Source organism: Erythrobacter sp. S249, assembly GCF_057364975.1.
The window spans coordinates 2,031,812-2,048,386 of sequence record NZ_CP200287.1 but is presented as its reverse complement, the minus strand read 5'-3'; the positions used below and the strand labels follow the sequence as shown (position 1 = coordinate 2,048,386).

Annotated in this window: 14 protein-coding genes; 6 read left to right on the top strand and 8 right to left on the bottom strand. The window is 58.7% G+C overall.

All coding sequences use genetic code 11. The annotated features are described in order from the left end of the window. Positions 1–141: 141 nt before the first annotated feature. Entirely contained in the window at positions 142–2,340 is a 2,199-nt protein-coding gene (locus tag AC0V6V_RS09715; protein ID WP_486165182.1) for a M13 family metallopeptidase, read from the bottom strand. 269 nt (positions 2,341–2,609) lie between these two features. Next, complete coding sequence (locus AC0V6V_RS09710; protein WP_486166080.1) at positions 2,610–4,340, bottom strand: ABC transporter transmembrane domain-containing protein; 1,731 nt, start codon at positions 4,338–4,340, stop codon at positions 2,610–2,612. Positions 4,341–4,713: 373 nt separating this feature from the next. On the opposite strand from AC0V6V_RS09710, the gene AC0V6V_RS09705 reads away from it, so the two are divergent. Continuing rightward, positions 4,714–5,961 (top strand): polyhydroxyalkanoate depolymerase, encoded by a 1,248-nt coding sequence (locus AC0V6V_RS09705; RefSeq protein ID WP_486165181.1) that lies wholly within the window; start codon positions 4,714–4,716, stop codon positions 5,959–5,961. A 37-nt stretch (positions 5,962–5,998) separates the two neighbouring features. Further along, positions 5,999–6,784 carry a nucleotidyltransferase domain-containing protein gene (locus AC0V6V_RS09700; RefSeq protein ID WP_486165180.1) on the top strand — a complete coding sequence of 262 codons (786 nt, stop codon included), beginning with the start codon at positions 5,999–6,001 and terminating at the stop codon, positions 6,782–6,784. Between the two features lie 224 nt (positions 6,785–7,008). Here AC0V6V_RS09700 and AC0V6V_RS09695 read toward each other — a convergent pair whose 3' ends face one another. After that, entirely contained in the window at positions 7,009–7,593 is a 585-nt protein-coding gene (locus tag AC0V6V_RS09695; protein WP_486165179.1) for a DUF998 domain-containing protein, read from the bottom strand. A gap of 191 nt (positions 7,594–7,784) precedes the next feature. Between AC0V6V_RS09695 and AC0V6V_RS09690 the strand changes: the two genes are divergently transcribed. Next, positions 7,785–8,480 carry a hypothetical protein gene (locus AC0V6V_RS09690; RefSeq protein ID WP_486166314.1) on the top strand — a complete coding sequence of 232 codons (696 nt, stop codon included), beginning with the start codon at positions 7,785–7,787 and terminating at the stop codon, positions 8,478–8,480. 155 nt (positions 8,481–8,635) lie between these two features. On the opposite strand, the gene AC0V6V_RS09685 is transcribed toward AC0V6V_RS09690, so the two are convergent. Further along, positions 8,636–9,235: a DUF4126 domain-containing protein gene (locus AC0V6V_RS09685; protein ID WP_486166079.1), complete on the bottom strand. Its 600-nt coding sequence runs from the start codon at positions 9,233–9,235 to the stop codon at positions 8,636–8,638. Positions 9,236–9,701: 466 nt separating this feature from the next. Between AC0V6V_RS09685 and AC0V6V_RS09680 the strand changes: the two genes are divergently transcribed. Then, positions 9,702–10,040, top strand: a complete 339-nt coding sequence (locus AC0V6V_RS09680; protein WP_486165177.1) for a hypothetical protein — start codon at positions 9,702–9,704, stop codon at positions 10,038–10,040. Between the two features lie 108 nt (positions 10,041–10,148). Here the strand turns inward: AC0V6V_RS09680 and AC0V6V_RS09675 are convergent, their stop codons facing one another. The 4 genes from AC0V6V_RS09675 to AC0V6V_RS09660 form a co-directional block, all read right to left on the bottom strand. Next, on the bottom strand, positions 10,149–11,330 hold the full coding sequence (locus tag AC0V6V_RS09675) for an acetyl-CoA C-acyltransferase (RefSeq protein WP_486165176.1): 1,182 nt from the start codon (positions 11,328–11,330) through the stop codon (positions 10,149–10,151). A 123-nt stretch (positions 11,331–11,453) separates the two neighbouring features. Next, entirely contained in the window at positions 11,454–11,903 is a 450-nt protein-coding gene (locus AC0V6V_RS09670; RefSeq protein WP_486165175.1) for a MaoC family dehydratase, read from the bottom strand. A 109-nt stretch (positions 11,904–12,012) separates the two neighbouring features. Beyond that, entirely contained in the window at positions 12,013–13,434 is a 1,422-nt protein-coding gene (locus AC0V6V_RS09665) for a putative O-glycosylation ligase, exosortase A system-associated (RefSeq protein WP_486165174.1), read from the bottom strand. Further along, positions 13,435–13,653, bottom strand: coding sequence for a hypothetical protein (locus AC0V6V_RS09660; RefSeq protein WP_486165173.1), 219 nt, complete (start codon positions 13,651–13,653; stop codon positions 13,435–13,437). A 112-nt stretch (positions 13,654–13,765) separates the two neighbouring features. On the opposite strand from AC0V6V_RS09660, the gene AC0V6V_RS09655 reads away from it, so the two are divergent. Both AC0V6V_RS09655 and AC0V6V_RS09650 read left to right on the top strand, forming a co-directional pair. Next, a complete protein-coding gene (locus AC0V6V_RS09655) occupies positions 13,766–15,031 on the top strand; it encodes a TIGR04063 family PEP-CTERM/XrtA system glycosyltransferase (protein WP_486165172.1) in 1,266 nt (421 codons plus the stop codon). Position 15,032: 1 nt separating this feature from the next. After that, positions 15,033–16,199, top strand: coding sequence for a hypothetical protein (locus AC0V6V_RS09650; protein ID WP_486165171.1), 1,167 nt, complete (start codon positions 15,033–15,035; stop codon positions 16,197–16,199). Positions 16,200–16,575: the final 376 nt, after the last annotated feature.

The following is a 16,575-nucleotide window of genomic DNA, read 5'->3' as shown; positions in this document are numbered from 1 at the left end:
CAGCCCGCACCCTCCACCCTTCCACCCGGATCGTATCCGAAACTGTTCCGGGTGGAAGGGTGGAGGGTGCGGGCGGCTAGGTCGTCACGAACAAAAACCGCGTCGCTGCGGGCTGTACCAAGGCAGCCCGATTCAGCTCAATTACCAGATTTTCACGCGCTCTTCTGGCGGGATGTACATCGCGTCGTCTTCCGTGACGCCAAAGGCTTCGTACCAAGCGTCCAGATTGCGCACGACGCCGTTCACCCGGTATTCCTCTGGGCTGTGCGCGCCGGTGCGCAGACGCAGGCGATAGTTCTCTTCACGCTGCGCCGAGCGCCAGACCTGCGCCCAGGCGAGGAAGAACCGCTGATCGCCAGTAAAGCCGTCGATCACAGGCACGTCTTTGCCTGCGGTGGCGATCTTATAGGCGCGGTAAGCAAGCGACAGCCCGCCAACATCGCCGATGTTCTCGCCCAGCGTCAGGCGGCCATTCACGCAGGTTTCGCCTTCATCGAACGGGCAGAATGCGCTGTATTGCGCGACCAAAGCATCGCCGCGCTCGTCAAAGGCGGCGCGGTCTTCATCCGTCCACCAATTGCGCAGCTTGCCGGTGCCATCAGACTTGGAGCCTTGGTCGTCAAAGCCGTGACCAATCTCATGACCGATCACCCCGCCAATCGCGCCGTAATTGACCGCAACATCCGCGTTCACGCCAAAGAATGGCTGCTGCAGAATAGCCGCCGGGAACACGATCTCATTCTTGGTCGGGTTGTAATAAGCATTGACCGTCTGCGGGGTCATAAACCACTCGGTCCGGTCAATCGGCCCGCCCAGCTTGGCGATGTTATCAGCGAGGTTCCAAGCGCCCGCCGCAATCGCATTTTCCAGCGGATTGTCGGCGGTCATCTCAAGACCAGGATAGGTCTCCAGATTGTCGCGGTAGCCGATCTTGGGATCGAAACTATCGAGCTTTGCTTTGGCTTCAACCTTAGTTTCCGCACTCATCCAATCGATCTCTTCGATGGACTGCGCCATGGCAAGGCGCAGATTGGCGACCAGCTCGTCCATCGCGGCTTTGTTCTCAGCCGGGAAATAGCGCTCAACATAGCTCTTGCCGACGAGCTCGCCCAAGGCGCCCTCTGTGGCATCAATCGCGCGCTTCCAACGCGGACGCTGCTCTGGCGTGCCGCGCAGTTTCTTGCCGAAAAATTCAAAGCTCGCCGTATCGAAACGGGTCGGCAGAACGGCGGAATTGTCCGAGAGGAATTCTTTGATGGTCCATGCCTGCAGCGTCGCCAAATCGGTTTCAGACAGCACTTCAAACATGCCGGGCAGGCCTTTGCCGATCTTGGCGACAGTTGCCTCATCCAGGCCCAGTTCCTTGATCCGCTCTTCGCTCGGCGGGATGGTGCCGACGACATAAATCGGCGATTTTGACAGGCCGATTTTGTCCATGATCGCGCCCACCGGAATATCGCCCGCCATTGCGGCCATTTCTTCCTTGGTTACGGCGTTATAGGTGAGGTCGCGGTTGCGGCTGACGGTGCGGTCCCACAGCACTTCTTTCGCGAGCCGTTCTTCGAACGCATAAACGGCTGCGGTTGCACCCGCTGGGTCGGCATAGCCCGCTTCGCCAAACAGGAAGGTGAGATAGTCCTTATAGAGCTTGATCGTCTCAAGCCCTTTTTCGCTGGTGTCGGTGTAATAATCGCGGTCTGGCAGACCAATTCCGCCCATGCCGATATAGGCAACATAGCGGTCAGGCTGCTTCGCATCGACGTTTACAAACCCGCCGATTGGCGATGCATAGCCAGGGGATGCCCACAGCATTGCAAGCTCATCCATCGAGCTCGCCGCAATGATCTTGTTAAAATAAGGCTGCGCCGGAGCAAGGCCGGCGGCATCAATCGCAGCGGTATCGAGGAAGGCGTTGTGCGCATTCACGATCCGCTGCTCGTCATTGCTGAGCGTGGCCGGGTCTTTGGCGACCAGCTCATCAATCAGAGCCTTCACATCGGTTGTGCTTTTCTCGCGCAGTAGGTTGAACGCGCCAAAGCGGCTGAATTCCGCTGGCAGAGGGTTCGCATCGAGCCATTTCTGATTGACGTATTTGAAGAAGTCATCGCCGGGATCGACATCGTTCGAGATCAGGTCTGGATCAACGCCCCAAGAGCCAAAGCTCATGGTCGGCGTGCTGGGCTCTTGCGCTGCGTCCGCTGCACCTTCAGCGGCTGTGTCGTCCAGCAGTGTTTCGATGCCAGTGTTCGCATCTGCATCATGCGCGCCGCCTGCCAGTGCCGGATTGGCGCACACCAGGGCAGCAAGCCCAGCGCTGAGAAGAGCTGTTCGTTTGATCATAATACCAGTCCCGTGGTTATCGTTGTTCAAAATTGTCCTGCAGTCTCTTTAAACCGCGTGGGCAAGCAGAGTCGACGTTTGTCCGATTGCGGTCGCAATTGGTCGATTAGTTGGGGTTAGGGGTGGAGTTTGTGTTCGAACCGCGCCGCCCGCCTCCCCACCCGGTCACCAATGGTAAGCACCAGAATATGGTGGCCGGGTGGGGAGGCGGGCGGCTACGGCCGTGAAACAGAAATCGTGGAGGGCGCGGGTGGCTACGGTATCTTAGGCTAAGCCGCTTGGTTGCTCGCAAACTGAAGCTTCGCGAGCCGCGCATAAAGACCGCCTGCTTTCACCAAAGCGTCATGCGTGCCTTGCTCGGCAATCTTGCCCTCATCGAGCACGATGATCCGGTCCGCCTTGCGCACGGTCGCCAGCCGGTGAGCGATCACCAATGTCGTACGGTCGACCATCAGCTGATCAAGCGCTTGCTGCACCAATTGTTCGCTTTCTGCATCGAGCGCGCTGGTTGCCTCGTCCAGCAGCAGGATCGGCGCATCCCTTAGAAGCGCACGCGCAATCGCCAGGCGTTGTTGCTGCCCGCCCGACAGCTGCGTTCCGCCTTCGCCCAGATCCGTGTCGAGACCCTTCGGCAGATCGCGCAAGAAGCTTTCCGCATTGGCAGCGCGCGCGGCCTCCCAAATCGCCTCGTCATCCGCATCCCACCGGCCATAGCGCAGATTGTCGCGGGCATTGCCGCTGAACAGCACGCCGTCCTGCGGCACCAATGCGAGCCGTTCACGCAGGTCAGCGGGATCAGCCTTGGTCAGGGGAATCCCATCCAAGCGAATGGTGCCAGATTGCGGATCGTAAAACCGTTCAACCAGCTGGAAGATCGTCGACTTGCCTGCGCCCGATGGGCCGACAATCGCGACCGTCTCGCCCGGCTCAACCTCCAAAGTGAAGTCATGCAGAGCGGCCACTTCTGGGCGGCTGGGATAACGGAATGTCACATTGCGAAACGACAGATTGCCGCGCGGCGGCACGGGCAGGGCCTGCGCGCGCTCTGGGCTGGAAATGGTGGGTTTTGCATCGAGCAATTCAGCGAGACGGCTCGCCGCGCCTGCCCCGCGCAATAGGTCACCATACACCTCTGTCAGGGCGCCAAATGCACCCGCCACCAGACCGCCAGTGATTACAAAGGCGAAGATCGTACCGCCCGAAATAGAGCCATCGCTGACCGCAATGGCGCCGCGCCACATCAGCAAAGTGATGGCGCCAAAGATCAGCATAATGATGACCGACGTCATTGCCGCGCGGATCATAATCCGCCGCTTCGCAGTGCTGAATGTCGCCTCCACCGCCTCGCCAAAGCGATCCGCCTCGCGCGCCTCTTGATTGAAGCTTTGCACGATCTTCATGCCCGCCAGCACTTCGGTAACCATCGCGCCGACATCAGCCACGCGGTCCTGGCTGGTGCGCGAAACATTGCGCAGTCGCCGCCCGAACACGGTAATCGGGATGATCACTGCCGGGATCACCAGCATCAGACCCATCGTCATTTGCGGCTGGAGGTAAAACAGCAGCGCCGTGCCGCCAATCGCCATCAGCGTGTTGCGCAAGGCGATCGACACCGTGGTTCCGACAACCTGCTCAATCACCGCCGTATCCGACGTCATCCGGCTGGAGATTTCTTTAGGGCTGTTCGCCTCATAGAAGCTGGGCGCCTGGCGCAGCAGATTGCGCTGAACCGCGCGGCGGATATCAGCGACCACGCGCTCGCCAATCCAGCTCACGAAATAAAATCTCAGCGCCGTGCCAATGCCCAGCACCACGACGATCATCAGCAGATATTGGAACGCAGAATTGATCTGGGCATTCGTGGCCCCGCCGCCAAATGCCTCATCGATGATCACTTTGAAGCGCCATGGAATGGCCAATGTTGCTGCGGCCGTGATCAGCAATGCGATCAGCGCCAATGCGACTTGGGTAGGGTATTGCGCGGCGGTCGAGTAGATCATCCGCAGCGGGCGCAAGGATTTTGCCGGTTTCTCGGCGGGCTCGCCAGCCCCCTCGTCCGCGCGCGTTTTACGCCCGCGTCCAAACAGCCCGCGCCTTTGCGGCGGCGCTTCGTCTGATTGTGTGAGATCCCCGTCCATCGAACCGCTCATCTAGGGACAAACTGGCGGGTTTTCACGTGCAAAAATCGCACATTCCCACCGAAACCGCCCAAAACTGGTGGAATCGTAAAATATTGTGCATTGCACAATTGTTCATAAAGGCCCACCTATACCCCGTAAGCGCCCGGAGAAGAGGCGCCTTTTTGATACGGGTTCTGGACGACCCGGCGATCTCAGCAGCGGCCTTCGCGCTGAGCCACAACAGGGGAACGACTTGCTTTACCACGCCTATGAATTGCAGCGCAGCTGGATGAATTCAGTGAGCTCAATCGCATCCATCAGCTCATCGGTCATGGCCAATCCGGCCAATCCGTTTGCCAAAATGGGCATGATGTCGATGACGGCCAATGCGCTTGACGTGTTCGCCCATGCGACGGCGGATTATGGAAAGCCCGCCTTTGGCATTACAGAGGTCGATGTGGACGGCACGGTGTGGCCAGTGATCGAGGCAACCGTGGTCAACCGCCCGTTTGGCGATCTTAAGCGCTTCCGCCTCGATGGTGTGGACAATGCCGAAGAGAGCACACGTCCAAAAATGCTGATCGTCGCCCCGATGAGCGGCCACTACGCCACCCTGCTGCGCGGCACGGTGGAGCGGATGCTGCAGAAGTTTGAGGTCTACATCACCGATTGGGCCGATGCGAAGACCGTGCCCATGCACGAGGGGACTTTCGACCTCGACACCTATATCGATTACCTCACCGAATTCCTGGAATACATCGAGGCGGTAAAGCCGGGCCAGCGCCCGCATATGCTGGCCGTGTGCCAGCCTTCGGTCCCCGCCTTTGCGACGACCGCACTGATGAACCAGCACAAATCGCCCGCTGCGCCAGCCACACTCACCATGATGGGCGGCCCGATTGATACGCGCGAAAGCCCGACCAGCGTCAATGATCACGCGATGAAGCGGCCGATCGAATGGTTCCGCAATTCTGTGATCGCCACCGTGCCGATGAAATATCGCGGCGCCGGGCGTAAGGTCTATCCCGGCTTTATGCAGCTGTCCGCCTTCATGAGCATGAACCTGCAAAGCCACATGATGAGCCATTACGAGATGTTCAAACATCTGACCGCTGGCGATGATGACAGCGCGAATGCGACCAAGGATTTCTACGACGAATACCGCGCGGTGTGCGACATGACGGCGGAGTTTTATCTCCAGACAGTCGAAGAAGTGTTCCAAAAGCACTCGATCCCGAACGGCACGTTTGAGCACAAGGGCGAGATCGTCGATCTGACCCAGATCACCGACACCGCCTTGCTAGCCATCGAAGGCGAGCGCGATGACATTTCAGGGATCGGCCAGACCAAGGCCGCGCTGAAACTGGCGACCGGCCTATCCGAGAAAAAGAAGCGCTACTACATGGCCGAGGGCGCGGGGCACTACGGCATCTTCAACGGCAGCCGCTGGCGGACCAAGGTGGCGCCTGTGGTGGAAGAGTTTGTAGCGGCGCACAGTTAGACTGGAATGAACCATCTGTCCTGGTTATCAATCGGATATGATTGAGATCGCACCTGAGTTTCGCGCGGAGATCGAGCGAAGGCTTTCACGCATCGAAGGCGAAGAGGGGATTCGCTACCTGCTTGCCATCGAGTCCGGGTCACGCGCCTGGGGCTTCCCTTCACCTGACAGCGACTACGATGTGCGTTTTATCTATGTGCGCCCGCTGGACGATTATCTGGCGCTGAAACCAAGGCGCGATGTCGTCGAACGTCCGATTGTCGATGAAATTGACCTAAACGGGTGGGACATTCGCAAGGCCCTGGGTTTGATGCTCAAGAACAATGCGGTGGTGTCAGAATGGATTGAAAGCCCCATCCGCTACCGGCCCGATGACAAGATCATCCCGCGCCTCGCCGAGCTGGGTGACCGCTTCTTCGACCCGCATGGCTATGCGAAGCACTATGCCAGTCTAGGCAAGGGAATGCTTGATCGCTGGCTATCCGGAGGGGAACCTCCGACGGTCAAGAAGTACTTTTACGCGCTGCGACCAGCGCTCGCATTGCGGTGTCTGCGGTTAGACGCCTCACAGCGCCCGCCTATGAAGCTGCAGGATCTGATGGCCCGATGCGACTTTCCGACTGACCTGACCGCACAGATCGACGATCTGGTCGCGCTAAAGGCCGAAACTCGCGAGACGGGCGACATCAAGTCTCGGCCTGACCTCGACGCATTGATCGCGAATGAATTGTCTCGCGCAAACGAGGTGCCAGAACGGAGCGATGCAGTCGCTTTTGAACGCGAGGCCAATGCGCTGTTCCTTGAACTTGCCAAGGCAAGCTAAACTTCCGCCTTCGGCTTCCTAAAGAACAGCTGCTTGATTACCCGCAGCGCGCAGCGCCCATAGCAGCAGGAGCGCGATCAGGTTTTCTGCAGACGAGCGGGAACCGCGCCGGTAGCTGAAGAATTCGAGGCGACGCACGGGTGAACCTCTCCATGCAGATGAACTGGCCCGGCATGTTTACTAGGGCGTCCACCATCTAAGCTGCGGCGGGCTCAAGCGCGTTTCTAGTGATTGGTGCGCAGAGTCCGATCAACGGTGAATGCTGCCATGCTGAAAAATCCGAAGAGCGCGACCCCAAACACTCGCTGCGCCAAGCCCCGCTCCTCAACCGGATAAAGCTGTGCGAGTATCAACCAGAAGTAGCCAACCAAAACAAATGTCGCAGCCGCAGCGATAAATTTAAGCGCGGCGCTGGCGTTGTCTCGTCCAACTTCAAACAGAAATGTGATCGGTAAGACCACAGAAGCGATTCCAATACCGTAAGCGCCGTGCCAGGGGGAACCGATCGGATATACAACCCCGAATAGGAATGTGATGCCCATCAAAATGGCGAGCAAAGCGGAGGTAAGAAATTTGCCTTTCCACCCGAGCAACATGCCAATCCCCAGCGCAATCATGGAAACGCCGGAAAGACTAATGCCAATGTCAAAAACCAACTTTGCAGCTGGTTGTTCGTTTATCGCCAGCTCACTCACGTGCTGCCCGATATGACTGTAATTCGTCGCTAGCGCGCCGCCGATAAAAACCGTCGCAAAATAGTAGAGTGGTAGTCCAATTGCTTGTCGAACAAGGACGTGATGTAGGGCCATTCAATTTTGATCCGTCTGAAGCTGGCTTTTGCAATCGCCTTGGCCTCTAAAAGAGAAGGGCATATTGCTCAAGTGAGCAAACAGAGTTGAGCGCAACCACCTCCGTTTTGCATCAGCTCTGCGCCCGCAAGCAGACGGTCACAGCTCACGATACGGATTGACCGGTTTTTTGCCCTGTGTATTGTTGCCGTATGTCACTAAAACACATGCTTCTCGCCTTAGCACTCGCGGCAGTGCCAGCTTCGTCGCTTGCCAACGATGATCCGATCGAACCGACGCGGACGATCGAAGGTAACACCGTAATTTCCGAGTTGCATCCTGCGGTTCGGATTACTGTGCCCGAGAATGCAACATTTGTCGGTGCTGTGCGGTGGCCGTTGTATGGCGTTGTGGATGCGGAAATTTATCTCTTTGTTGAGGCTGACAAAGACAAGGTCGTCGAGCGCCTATATCTCATTCAGTTCGAGGCATATTTGCCGTCGCGGCCAGAGCTGAAATTTGATTACCCTATTTCGAACCCAGAAAAGACCGATCTCGGCCCATTCAGCGTTCATGTGAGGCCGGATGTCTCTACCGGGAAAAGTGGCGGATCTGCTCCGGAAGGATCTGATGCAGGTCAAATGCAGAAGCTTCTTTCCGATAATGGCTACACATTACCGCATGGCGCTCTGACCGTTCGCTTTGTGCACTTGCCAACACCGGACCTTCGCAAGGAAATGTTGCTGCTATACGGCGAGAATCTCGTGCCTTCGGTATTGCAGATCAATGAGGCTAGGGAAGCAGGTGCCGACACAATTGCGCTTGATGCAGTTTATGAAGCCCTGCTCGAACGCGCCAAGGCCGCATTTCAGATTGAACTTGTGAATGAGAAGACGGCTTCAGAATAGCTAGCTGACGCATGCTGGCAAATCCGTCAGCGCCGCAATTGACAAACACGTCGCCAGAACAGAGCACGGATCGCTATCGATTGTTTTGTATGGATTTCAGCCCTTTGGGGCGATGATCGACTAGCTTGGCCGCAACTTGGCCGTGCGCCAAAACATCAACCCTCAACCTTCGGCGTTCTGAAAAACAGCCGCTTTATGACCCGCCGCGCCCACAGCAGCAGCAGGACCACCAGCACCAGCAGAACCAGCGTGATCCCGCCTGCCGCCAGTGGGTATTCGTAAGCGACATAGAGCAGGCCCACGGTCGCAACGTCCTCTGCGCTGGAGGCCATCACATTGCTGACCGGCTCGGGCGAGGTGTTGACCACGGCCCGCGCGCTCGCCTTGCCGCCATGCGCCAGAAAGCTCGCCCCGCCGCCCAGCAGAAACGCTACCACCTGCATCGCCGGGTCCGAAGGATCGACAATCGCCAACGCCAACAGCGCGCCGCCAACTGGGCGCACCAATGTGTGAACCGTGTCCCAGATGGAATCGAGCCACATCACCTTGTCGGCAAAGAACTCCGCCAGCGCACCAAGCGCGGCAATGCCCATCACCCATGGGTTTTCAAGCACGCCCAGACTAGCGAGATGCTCCGGGATCGGAATCGTATCGAGCCGCATCGCCAGACCCGTTGCAAACACGCACAAATAGAGACGCCAACCGCTAAGCAGGCTGACGCTTCCCGCAATCCCGATGATTTCCATTATGCCCATACGTGCATAGTGCGACGTAAGGTTCATCAACGCAACTATTCGTCATTGCGAGCCGAGGGCGAGGCAATCCAAGGTCCGACGCTTGGCTTAGAAACACGGCCGTTTCATGGGTTGCCGGGTGGCCCTCCGAGTGAGTGGCTCCCTCAATGGCAGACCAAGAACGATCCGCGTCTTTAAGTACGGCCGCTTAGTTCGTGCGCAGAGGCAAAGCAGCGCAGGATCACTCCTTGCGCCGCCCTTTTGGGTTCGCGGTGACCGCCGTCATAACGCGACTGCACATCGCAAATATCTGGTTTCATGGCTAATATTTGCCAACCACACGCCTCAGGCCAACGGTTCGTCGCAGCTGATGCACACCTTTAACGCTTCGTCGAAACAAGGGGCACGGTTCAACCAATCGATCTGAACCACACGCTCGGGCGCTCGTTGGTTAGGCAAGGTCACACGAAACGAAAGGAGAATGACCATGATTAAGACATTCACCACCGCCGCTGCCGCTGCGATTGCGCTTCTTGCTGCACCAGCCGCCGCCGACGATGATCGCGACATTATTGTTCGCGCCGATGTACTCCAAGAAGCACCCAACAACGACACAAACAGCTTCTGGTTGGATTACAAAACCGACATTAGCGAGGCGAAACGCGAGCTGAAGAGCGACCTTGAACGCGCGACTGATGAAGAAGACCGCCGCGAAGCCTATGCGGAATATAACAACGAGGTCCGTGATGCCAAAAGCGATTATCGCGAAGAAATGACAGAACGCGGATATCGCGTAGTCGACTTCGATGAAGAACCGGTGTTGTAAGCGCTAGAAGGCTGAGCAAGCTGTAGCTTCGCTCGCATACGAAAAAGGGCCGAACCTCTAACCGGGTTCGGCCCTTTTTCATGTTGGGCGCTAAGGCGAAATACTGGCTTAGAACACCTCGAACATGCCCGCTGCGCCCATGCCGCCGCCGACACACATGGTAACGACGACATATTTCGCACCGCGGCGCTTGCCTTCAATCAGAGCGTGGCCAACGCAGCGCGCACCAGTCATGCCATATGGGTGGCCGATGGAGATTGAGCCGCCGTTGACGTTGAGGATGTCGTTATCAATGCCGAGCTTGTCGCGGCAATAGAGGACCTGCACGGCGAAGGCTTCGTTCAGCTCCCACAGGCCAACTTCGTCCATCTTCACGCCGGTTTGCTTGAGCAATTTCGGGATCGCGAAGACCGGGCCAATGCCCATCTCGTCAGGCTCTGTGCCTGCAACCGCCATGCCGACATAGCGGCCAAGTGGCTGGAGACCCTTTTGCTCAGCCAGTTTCGCTTCCATCAGAACCGAAGCCGACGAGCCGTCGGACAGCTGCGATGCGTTACCGGCGGTGATGACATTGCCCGGACCCATCACCGGCTGAAGACCTTGGAGGCCCTCCAGAGTGGTGGTCGGACGGTTGCCCTCATCCTTGGTCATCGTGTGTTCGACTTCGGAAACTTCGCCGGTTTCCTTGTCTTTGACCATCATCGTGGTGGTGACAGGGACGATCTCGTCGTCGAACTTGCCAGCTTCCTGGCCAGCGGCGGTGCGCATTTGCGATTGCAGTGCGTATTCGTCCTGCACGTCGCGGCTGATGTCATAGCGTTTGGCCACCGTCTCGGCGGTTTGCAGCATCGGCATATAGACATTGCCATGCATCGCGAGCAGCGACTTGTCCATCGCGACGCGCATTTCAGGGGTCTGGACCATTGAGATCGAGTCCTGGCCGCCGCCGACGACGACATCCATATTGTCGACGATGATCTGTTTCGCCGCCGTGCTGATCGCCATCAGGCCCGAAGAGCACTGACGGTCAATGGTTTGCGCAGCGACAGACACTGGCGCGCCGCCGCGAAGAGCGACCTGGCGGGCGATATTGCCGGCCTGCGTGCCCTGAGTGAGGACTGCGCCCCAAACCACATCGTCGATTTCAGCGGCGTCGATACCAGCGCGCTCTACAGCGGGTTTGAACGAAGCGGCACCAAGGGTGGCGCCAGGGGTGGCGTTGAAGCCGCCCTTGTAAGCCCGGCCAATTGGGGTGCGGGCGGTGGAGACGATGACTGCGTCACGTGACATGGGGAATTCCTTATTTTCAATACCTAACCTGCGTCATTCCAGCGAAAGCTGGAATCTCAGGCGGCGAAGTGTGTACTTTGTAGCTCTAGACCCCAGCGTTCGCTGGGGGGACGAGGTTAAAACTTAAACGAACAGCATTGTGATCCATTCACAGATCAGAGCGGGCTTTTCTTCGCCTTCGATCTCGATCGTGATTTCAGAAGTTTGCTGCCATTGCCCCGGGCGCTTTTCGATCATCTCGGTGAGTTTCCAATGGCCGCGAATGCGCTTGCCCGAACGGACTGGGTTGATGAAGCGGGTTTTGTTGCCGCCATAGTTTACGCCCATCTTCACGCCGTCAATCTTCGGCATGTCGCTGTTCGCGGACAGGTAAGGGATCATCGAAAGCGTCATAAAGCCATGCGCAATGGTGCCGCCGAACGGCGTCATTTTGGCGGCTTCTTCGTTGATGTGAATGAACTGGTGATCACCGGTCGCATCAGCGAACATGTTGATCTTTTCCTGGCTCATCTCGACCCATTCGCTGGTGCCGATATTTTCGCCGACTTTTGCGGCCAGATCTTGGGGGGTCATACTCGTGTCTCCTGCCAAAATTACGCGCTTCTCACCCGAATCCGGGTGCGGCGCTTAGGCGGAGTAATGGCGCATCATTGCAGGAAGCGCAATGAGGTTTCCGTAAACGTCAACTTGCCGTTACGGCATTGGCACCAGCCGCGCTGCTTTGTCCGCTGGCTTGCGCCCTGCGCCGCGCGGTGGCGCCGATTTCGCGCGGCTTTTCCGGGCCATTTTTGAAACGCTTCGAATCGAGCCTGCGGCAGTAGGAATAGAGGGCAATCTGGAGGCCGATCAGCTTGTAGAACATTGGCTGATAGGCAATGCCTTGGAACAGAGCGCCGGTGAGGTAGATCAGGCTGGCGAGCTGCAAAGCGACGGCCAAAGGCGCAATCCACCCCTCGCGTTCGCTGCCCGCATCTTTCCAACGGCTGCGGATGCGCTCCATCTGCCACACACCTAGCCCTTGCAGCCACACCCAGATGATGAGGCCGGGCCAGCCCTGCTCGCCGAGCATTTCAAAGATGGAGGAATGGAAAGCGCGCGCCTCATCCGTCACATCGCGGTATTGGACCGAGGTCGTGTTGCCGACCTCTTCGCGAACGGGCAGTTCGTAGGTGAAGGAATTGCCAAGATAGGAATTGAAGCCGCCGCCAAACGGCTTTTTCGACGCGTATTCATAGGTCCAAGTCCACACCGCGACGCGGGTGGAGGCGCTTTCATCTCCGCCCGGTTGAGCAATAGTGGCCATCCGCTCGTAATAGCTTTGCGGCAGAAACGGCAGGGCAATAACGCCCAGAACGCCGCCAGCCGCCATGAACAGCAAGCGCCGTTTGACATAGCGCAGCAGCAGCAAGGCCAGCACCGCAATACAGACGAGGCCCGTGCGCGCCTCTGTGCCGATGGGCACCAGCAAGGAAGCGAACGTAAGGCCTACGGCAAACACATTGGCCGACCAATGTTTGGGCAGGATCGTGCCAAACCGCACCAGCCACCAGACCAGAGGGATCAGGCCAATCGCAACTGTTGCGAGGGTGGAACTTTCGTACAGGCCGCTGTTGTCATTGACGAAGAAATTGAGGTTCTCATATCCGCCGCCGCCCAGCACAGTTTTCATCCCCGTGCCGATCACAATCGTTGCCACTGACAGGACAATGACCAAGGCCAGCGCCTCCAGCCGCAGCCGGGTGGTGATGGTGAGCGGCATGAAAATCGCAAACAGCAATGCCTTCCAAACCCATTCCCATTTCGCCTGTGCCGCCTCAGGGAAATCGGCATTTTGCGTCGTCCACCAGCAATAGATGAGCAGCGCCAGCATCAGGCCCTGACGCACGGAAAAGCGCCCACCTTCCTTGCGATCCAGCAGCAGCCAACCGCCAAAGGCCGCGCCAAAGGCGATGAAGGACACTGGGATGGAGGTGATGATCGAATAGCCGATCCGCTGCGGCGCGAGAATGTCGATATAGACATACAGCAGCACCCACAAATAGGGTCGCCTGAGGCCAAGCAGCAGGACAAAGCCGATAAAGGCGAGAAAGATGAGATCGAGCATTTAGACCGCTGTCTCATCGGGCGCAGGCGGGGCGGGATTGGCCGATCCGCCGCGTGCGGCCTGTTTGCGGGCCGTCAGCGCGTCTTTGCGCCGCTGCTCTTCCGTCGCCTGATTTTCGGCAATCGCAGGGTCCACGTCCAGATCATCGCGCCACACCAAGCGCAGCAGCACAATGGCGAGCAAGCCATGGCCGAGTGCAAGGGCGAAATAGTCGATCATTCTACGCGTGTTTCCCGCATGATTTAGGGCAGGCACAATCGCCCACAGTCAGGCGCTCTAACCAAACGCAGTTGACGTCCCGTTAAGGACAATCAGGCATAGCGCCCTTATCATGCGCGTCCTTCACGTTCTCGACCATTCGCTGCCGCTGCATTCCGGCTACACCTTTCGCACGCGCGCCATCCTAAAGGCGCAAACCGCGATGGGGATCGAAGTGCGCGGGATCACGGGCCTGCGCCACAGTGATGAGGGCGCTCTTACCGACCCAGAAGTGGTCGATGGACTGACTTTCCACCGCAGCACCGGCTTGGCCGGCGGCCCGCCGGTGATCAACGAAATCCGCGAGATGACGCATTTGTCGCTCTCCATTCAGGAGCTCGCCAAAGAGTGGCGGCCCGACATCATTCATGCCCATTCCCCGGCGCTGTGCGGCGGCGCGGCCTGGCGCGCATCACGCGCGCTGGATGTCCCGCTCGTCTATGAAATCCGCGCCTTTTGGGAAGATGCAGCGGTCGGCAATGGCACGGGGCGTGAGGGATCGATCAAATACCGCATGACCCGCGCGCTGGAGACGCAAATTGTCCGCCGCGCAGATGCAGTCTTCACCATTTGCGACGGCCTGCGCAGCGATCTGGTCCGGCGCGGGATCAATCCCGGCAAACTTGGGATTATGCGCAACGGCGTGGATATGGCCATGTTTGGCGATCCGCCGCCGCGCGATGAGCGGCTGGCGGGTAAGCTGAATATCAGCGCTGATTCGCCAGTGATCGGCTTTATCGGCAGTTTCTACGCCTATGAGGGGTTGGACGACCTGATCGCCGCCATGCCCCGCCTGCAAGAGCAGCATCCGGGCACCAGGCTGCTGCTGGTGGGCGGCGGTGAAATGGAGGCCGAGTGGCGCGAGCAGGCGGCAAAGCTGCCTGATCCCGATGCTGTGATCTTTACCGGGCGCGTGCCGCATTCTGAGGTTGAGCGCTATTATTCGCTGATCGATGTGCTGGCCTATCCGCGCAAGCACAGCCGCCTCACTGATCTTGTCACGCCGCTCAAACCGCTGGAGGCGATGGCGCAGCAGCGCATTGTCGCCGCATCCGATGTGGGCGGCCACCGCGAGCTGATCACGCATAATGAGACCGGTTTTCTCTTCCCGCCAGACGATCCCGCCGCTTGCGCTGATGCACTGGCCAATATGCTGAGCGCGCGCGAAAGCTGGGACGGCGTGCGAATGCGCGGGTTGGAGCATGTCCGCCGCAGCCACGACTGGGCGCAAAACGCCAAACGTTATCGGGACGTTTACCAAAGCTTGCTAGCGAGCCGGGACGAAGCGCCAAACGCCATGGACGGCGTCGGCGCGAACAAACTTGGGGCGAACGGATAAGATGGGCTTTCGCGAAGAATTGCACAGCAAAAGAGAAGCTGCGCGTGAACACGCTGAACTCGCAAGCGCAGATGCACGCGGCGAGGGCCAATCCCTGTTTGAGCGGCTGAAACCGAAAGCCCGCAGCGAGAACAAGCCTGCAAAAAAGCAGCGCGCATCGAAGACTTCGATCGCTGCGCATAAGGCGTTTGTCCCGCTGCTCGCAGGTTGGGGCGCGGCCCTTGCCGGTCTGCTGGTCGCGGTTCTGCCCGCATCCAGTATCACGGGCATCATGCAAGCCGCTCAGCTGACCGTTTTGGGCGGCGCTGGCCGGATCGTACTCGCATTGCTCGCGGCTTTGTTTGGCGGATTGATCGCCTTTGCGATTGCCCGCGCGTGGAGCAATTCAGCCTCATCAAGCCGCTATGACATCGCCGCCGCGCTGGACAGCGATTACGACCGGGTTCGCCCGATTGATCCGAGCGCAGAGCTAGGCAGCGAAAGCCTCGATGCGCCGATTGATCCAGAGCTTACAGCCGAATTTGCCGCTGAGACAGAAGAGTTTGCAAACGAGCTTAGCGAACCGGAGTTTGAGCCCGAGGTATTCGAAGCTGAGGTTGAAGTTCCGACCGAAGAATTCACTGCTGAGGAATTCGCAGGGGAAGCAACCGCTGAACCGCAAGACGAACCGCTCGATCTGGCCATGATCGCTGAGGTTTTGCCAGAGGATGAACTGGTGCTCGACACCGAAGTTCTGGAGCTCTCAGAAGAGGCCGAAGCACCAGAGCAAGTGGTGGAGGCCCCGCCACCTCTGCCAGAGGACGCGCCAGACTTCCTGCGCGGAGCCGCGTTGGAAAGCCTGCGTCAGATCCCCAAGGACGAGCTCAGCCTGATGCAGATGGTGGAGCGCTTTGCCGCTGCCCTGCACGCGCATCAGGCGATCCATGGCGAAGGCGCCCAGCCGCGCCGCGATGCGGCCCTTGCCGAGGCCCTGCGCGCGCTCTCGCTCTTCACCGAAGGCGAGGCCGAGATGGCGCAAATCCCAGCCGCCGCAGCGGTGGCCGATGGCTCAAGCCTCGAAGGCACAGCGGCGCTCGGCGCGAATGGCTTTTCCGAGCGCGCCCAGCAGACTGAGCGCGAACTGCGCGATGCGCTGGCAAAACTGCAAAAGCTCAGCGGCGCTGCTTAATTTGTTTTCCGCACGCCCATCCGGGCGCGCGATGTCCTCGCAGCTTGCGGACAAGTCCGCGCTGCTGCGGGCGGCCACGAGGGCCTTGCGGTCGCTGGCGCGACCGTGCTCCGCCACCAAGCCATTTGGGAAGCGTTGGTTCGATGCCGCAGGCGTCGCAAGGGCCTTGTGCCCGCCCGCAGCGACGCGACCTTCAGGTCGCATGAGCGAGGAAAGCCAAGTGAACGGATGTGAACGCCGGCGCTTGAGGCTAAACAAAAACGCAACAAAACCCCGGCTTAGTTGAGCGGTGCGCAATCGCGCTAAAGCTCAGGCATAGCTATGCGAAAGAATGCTACGTTCTTCGCGGTTGCAAAATCTCGATTCTGTCGGCAAA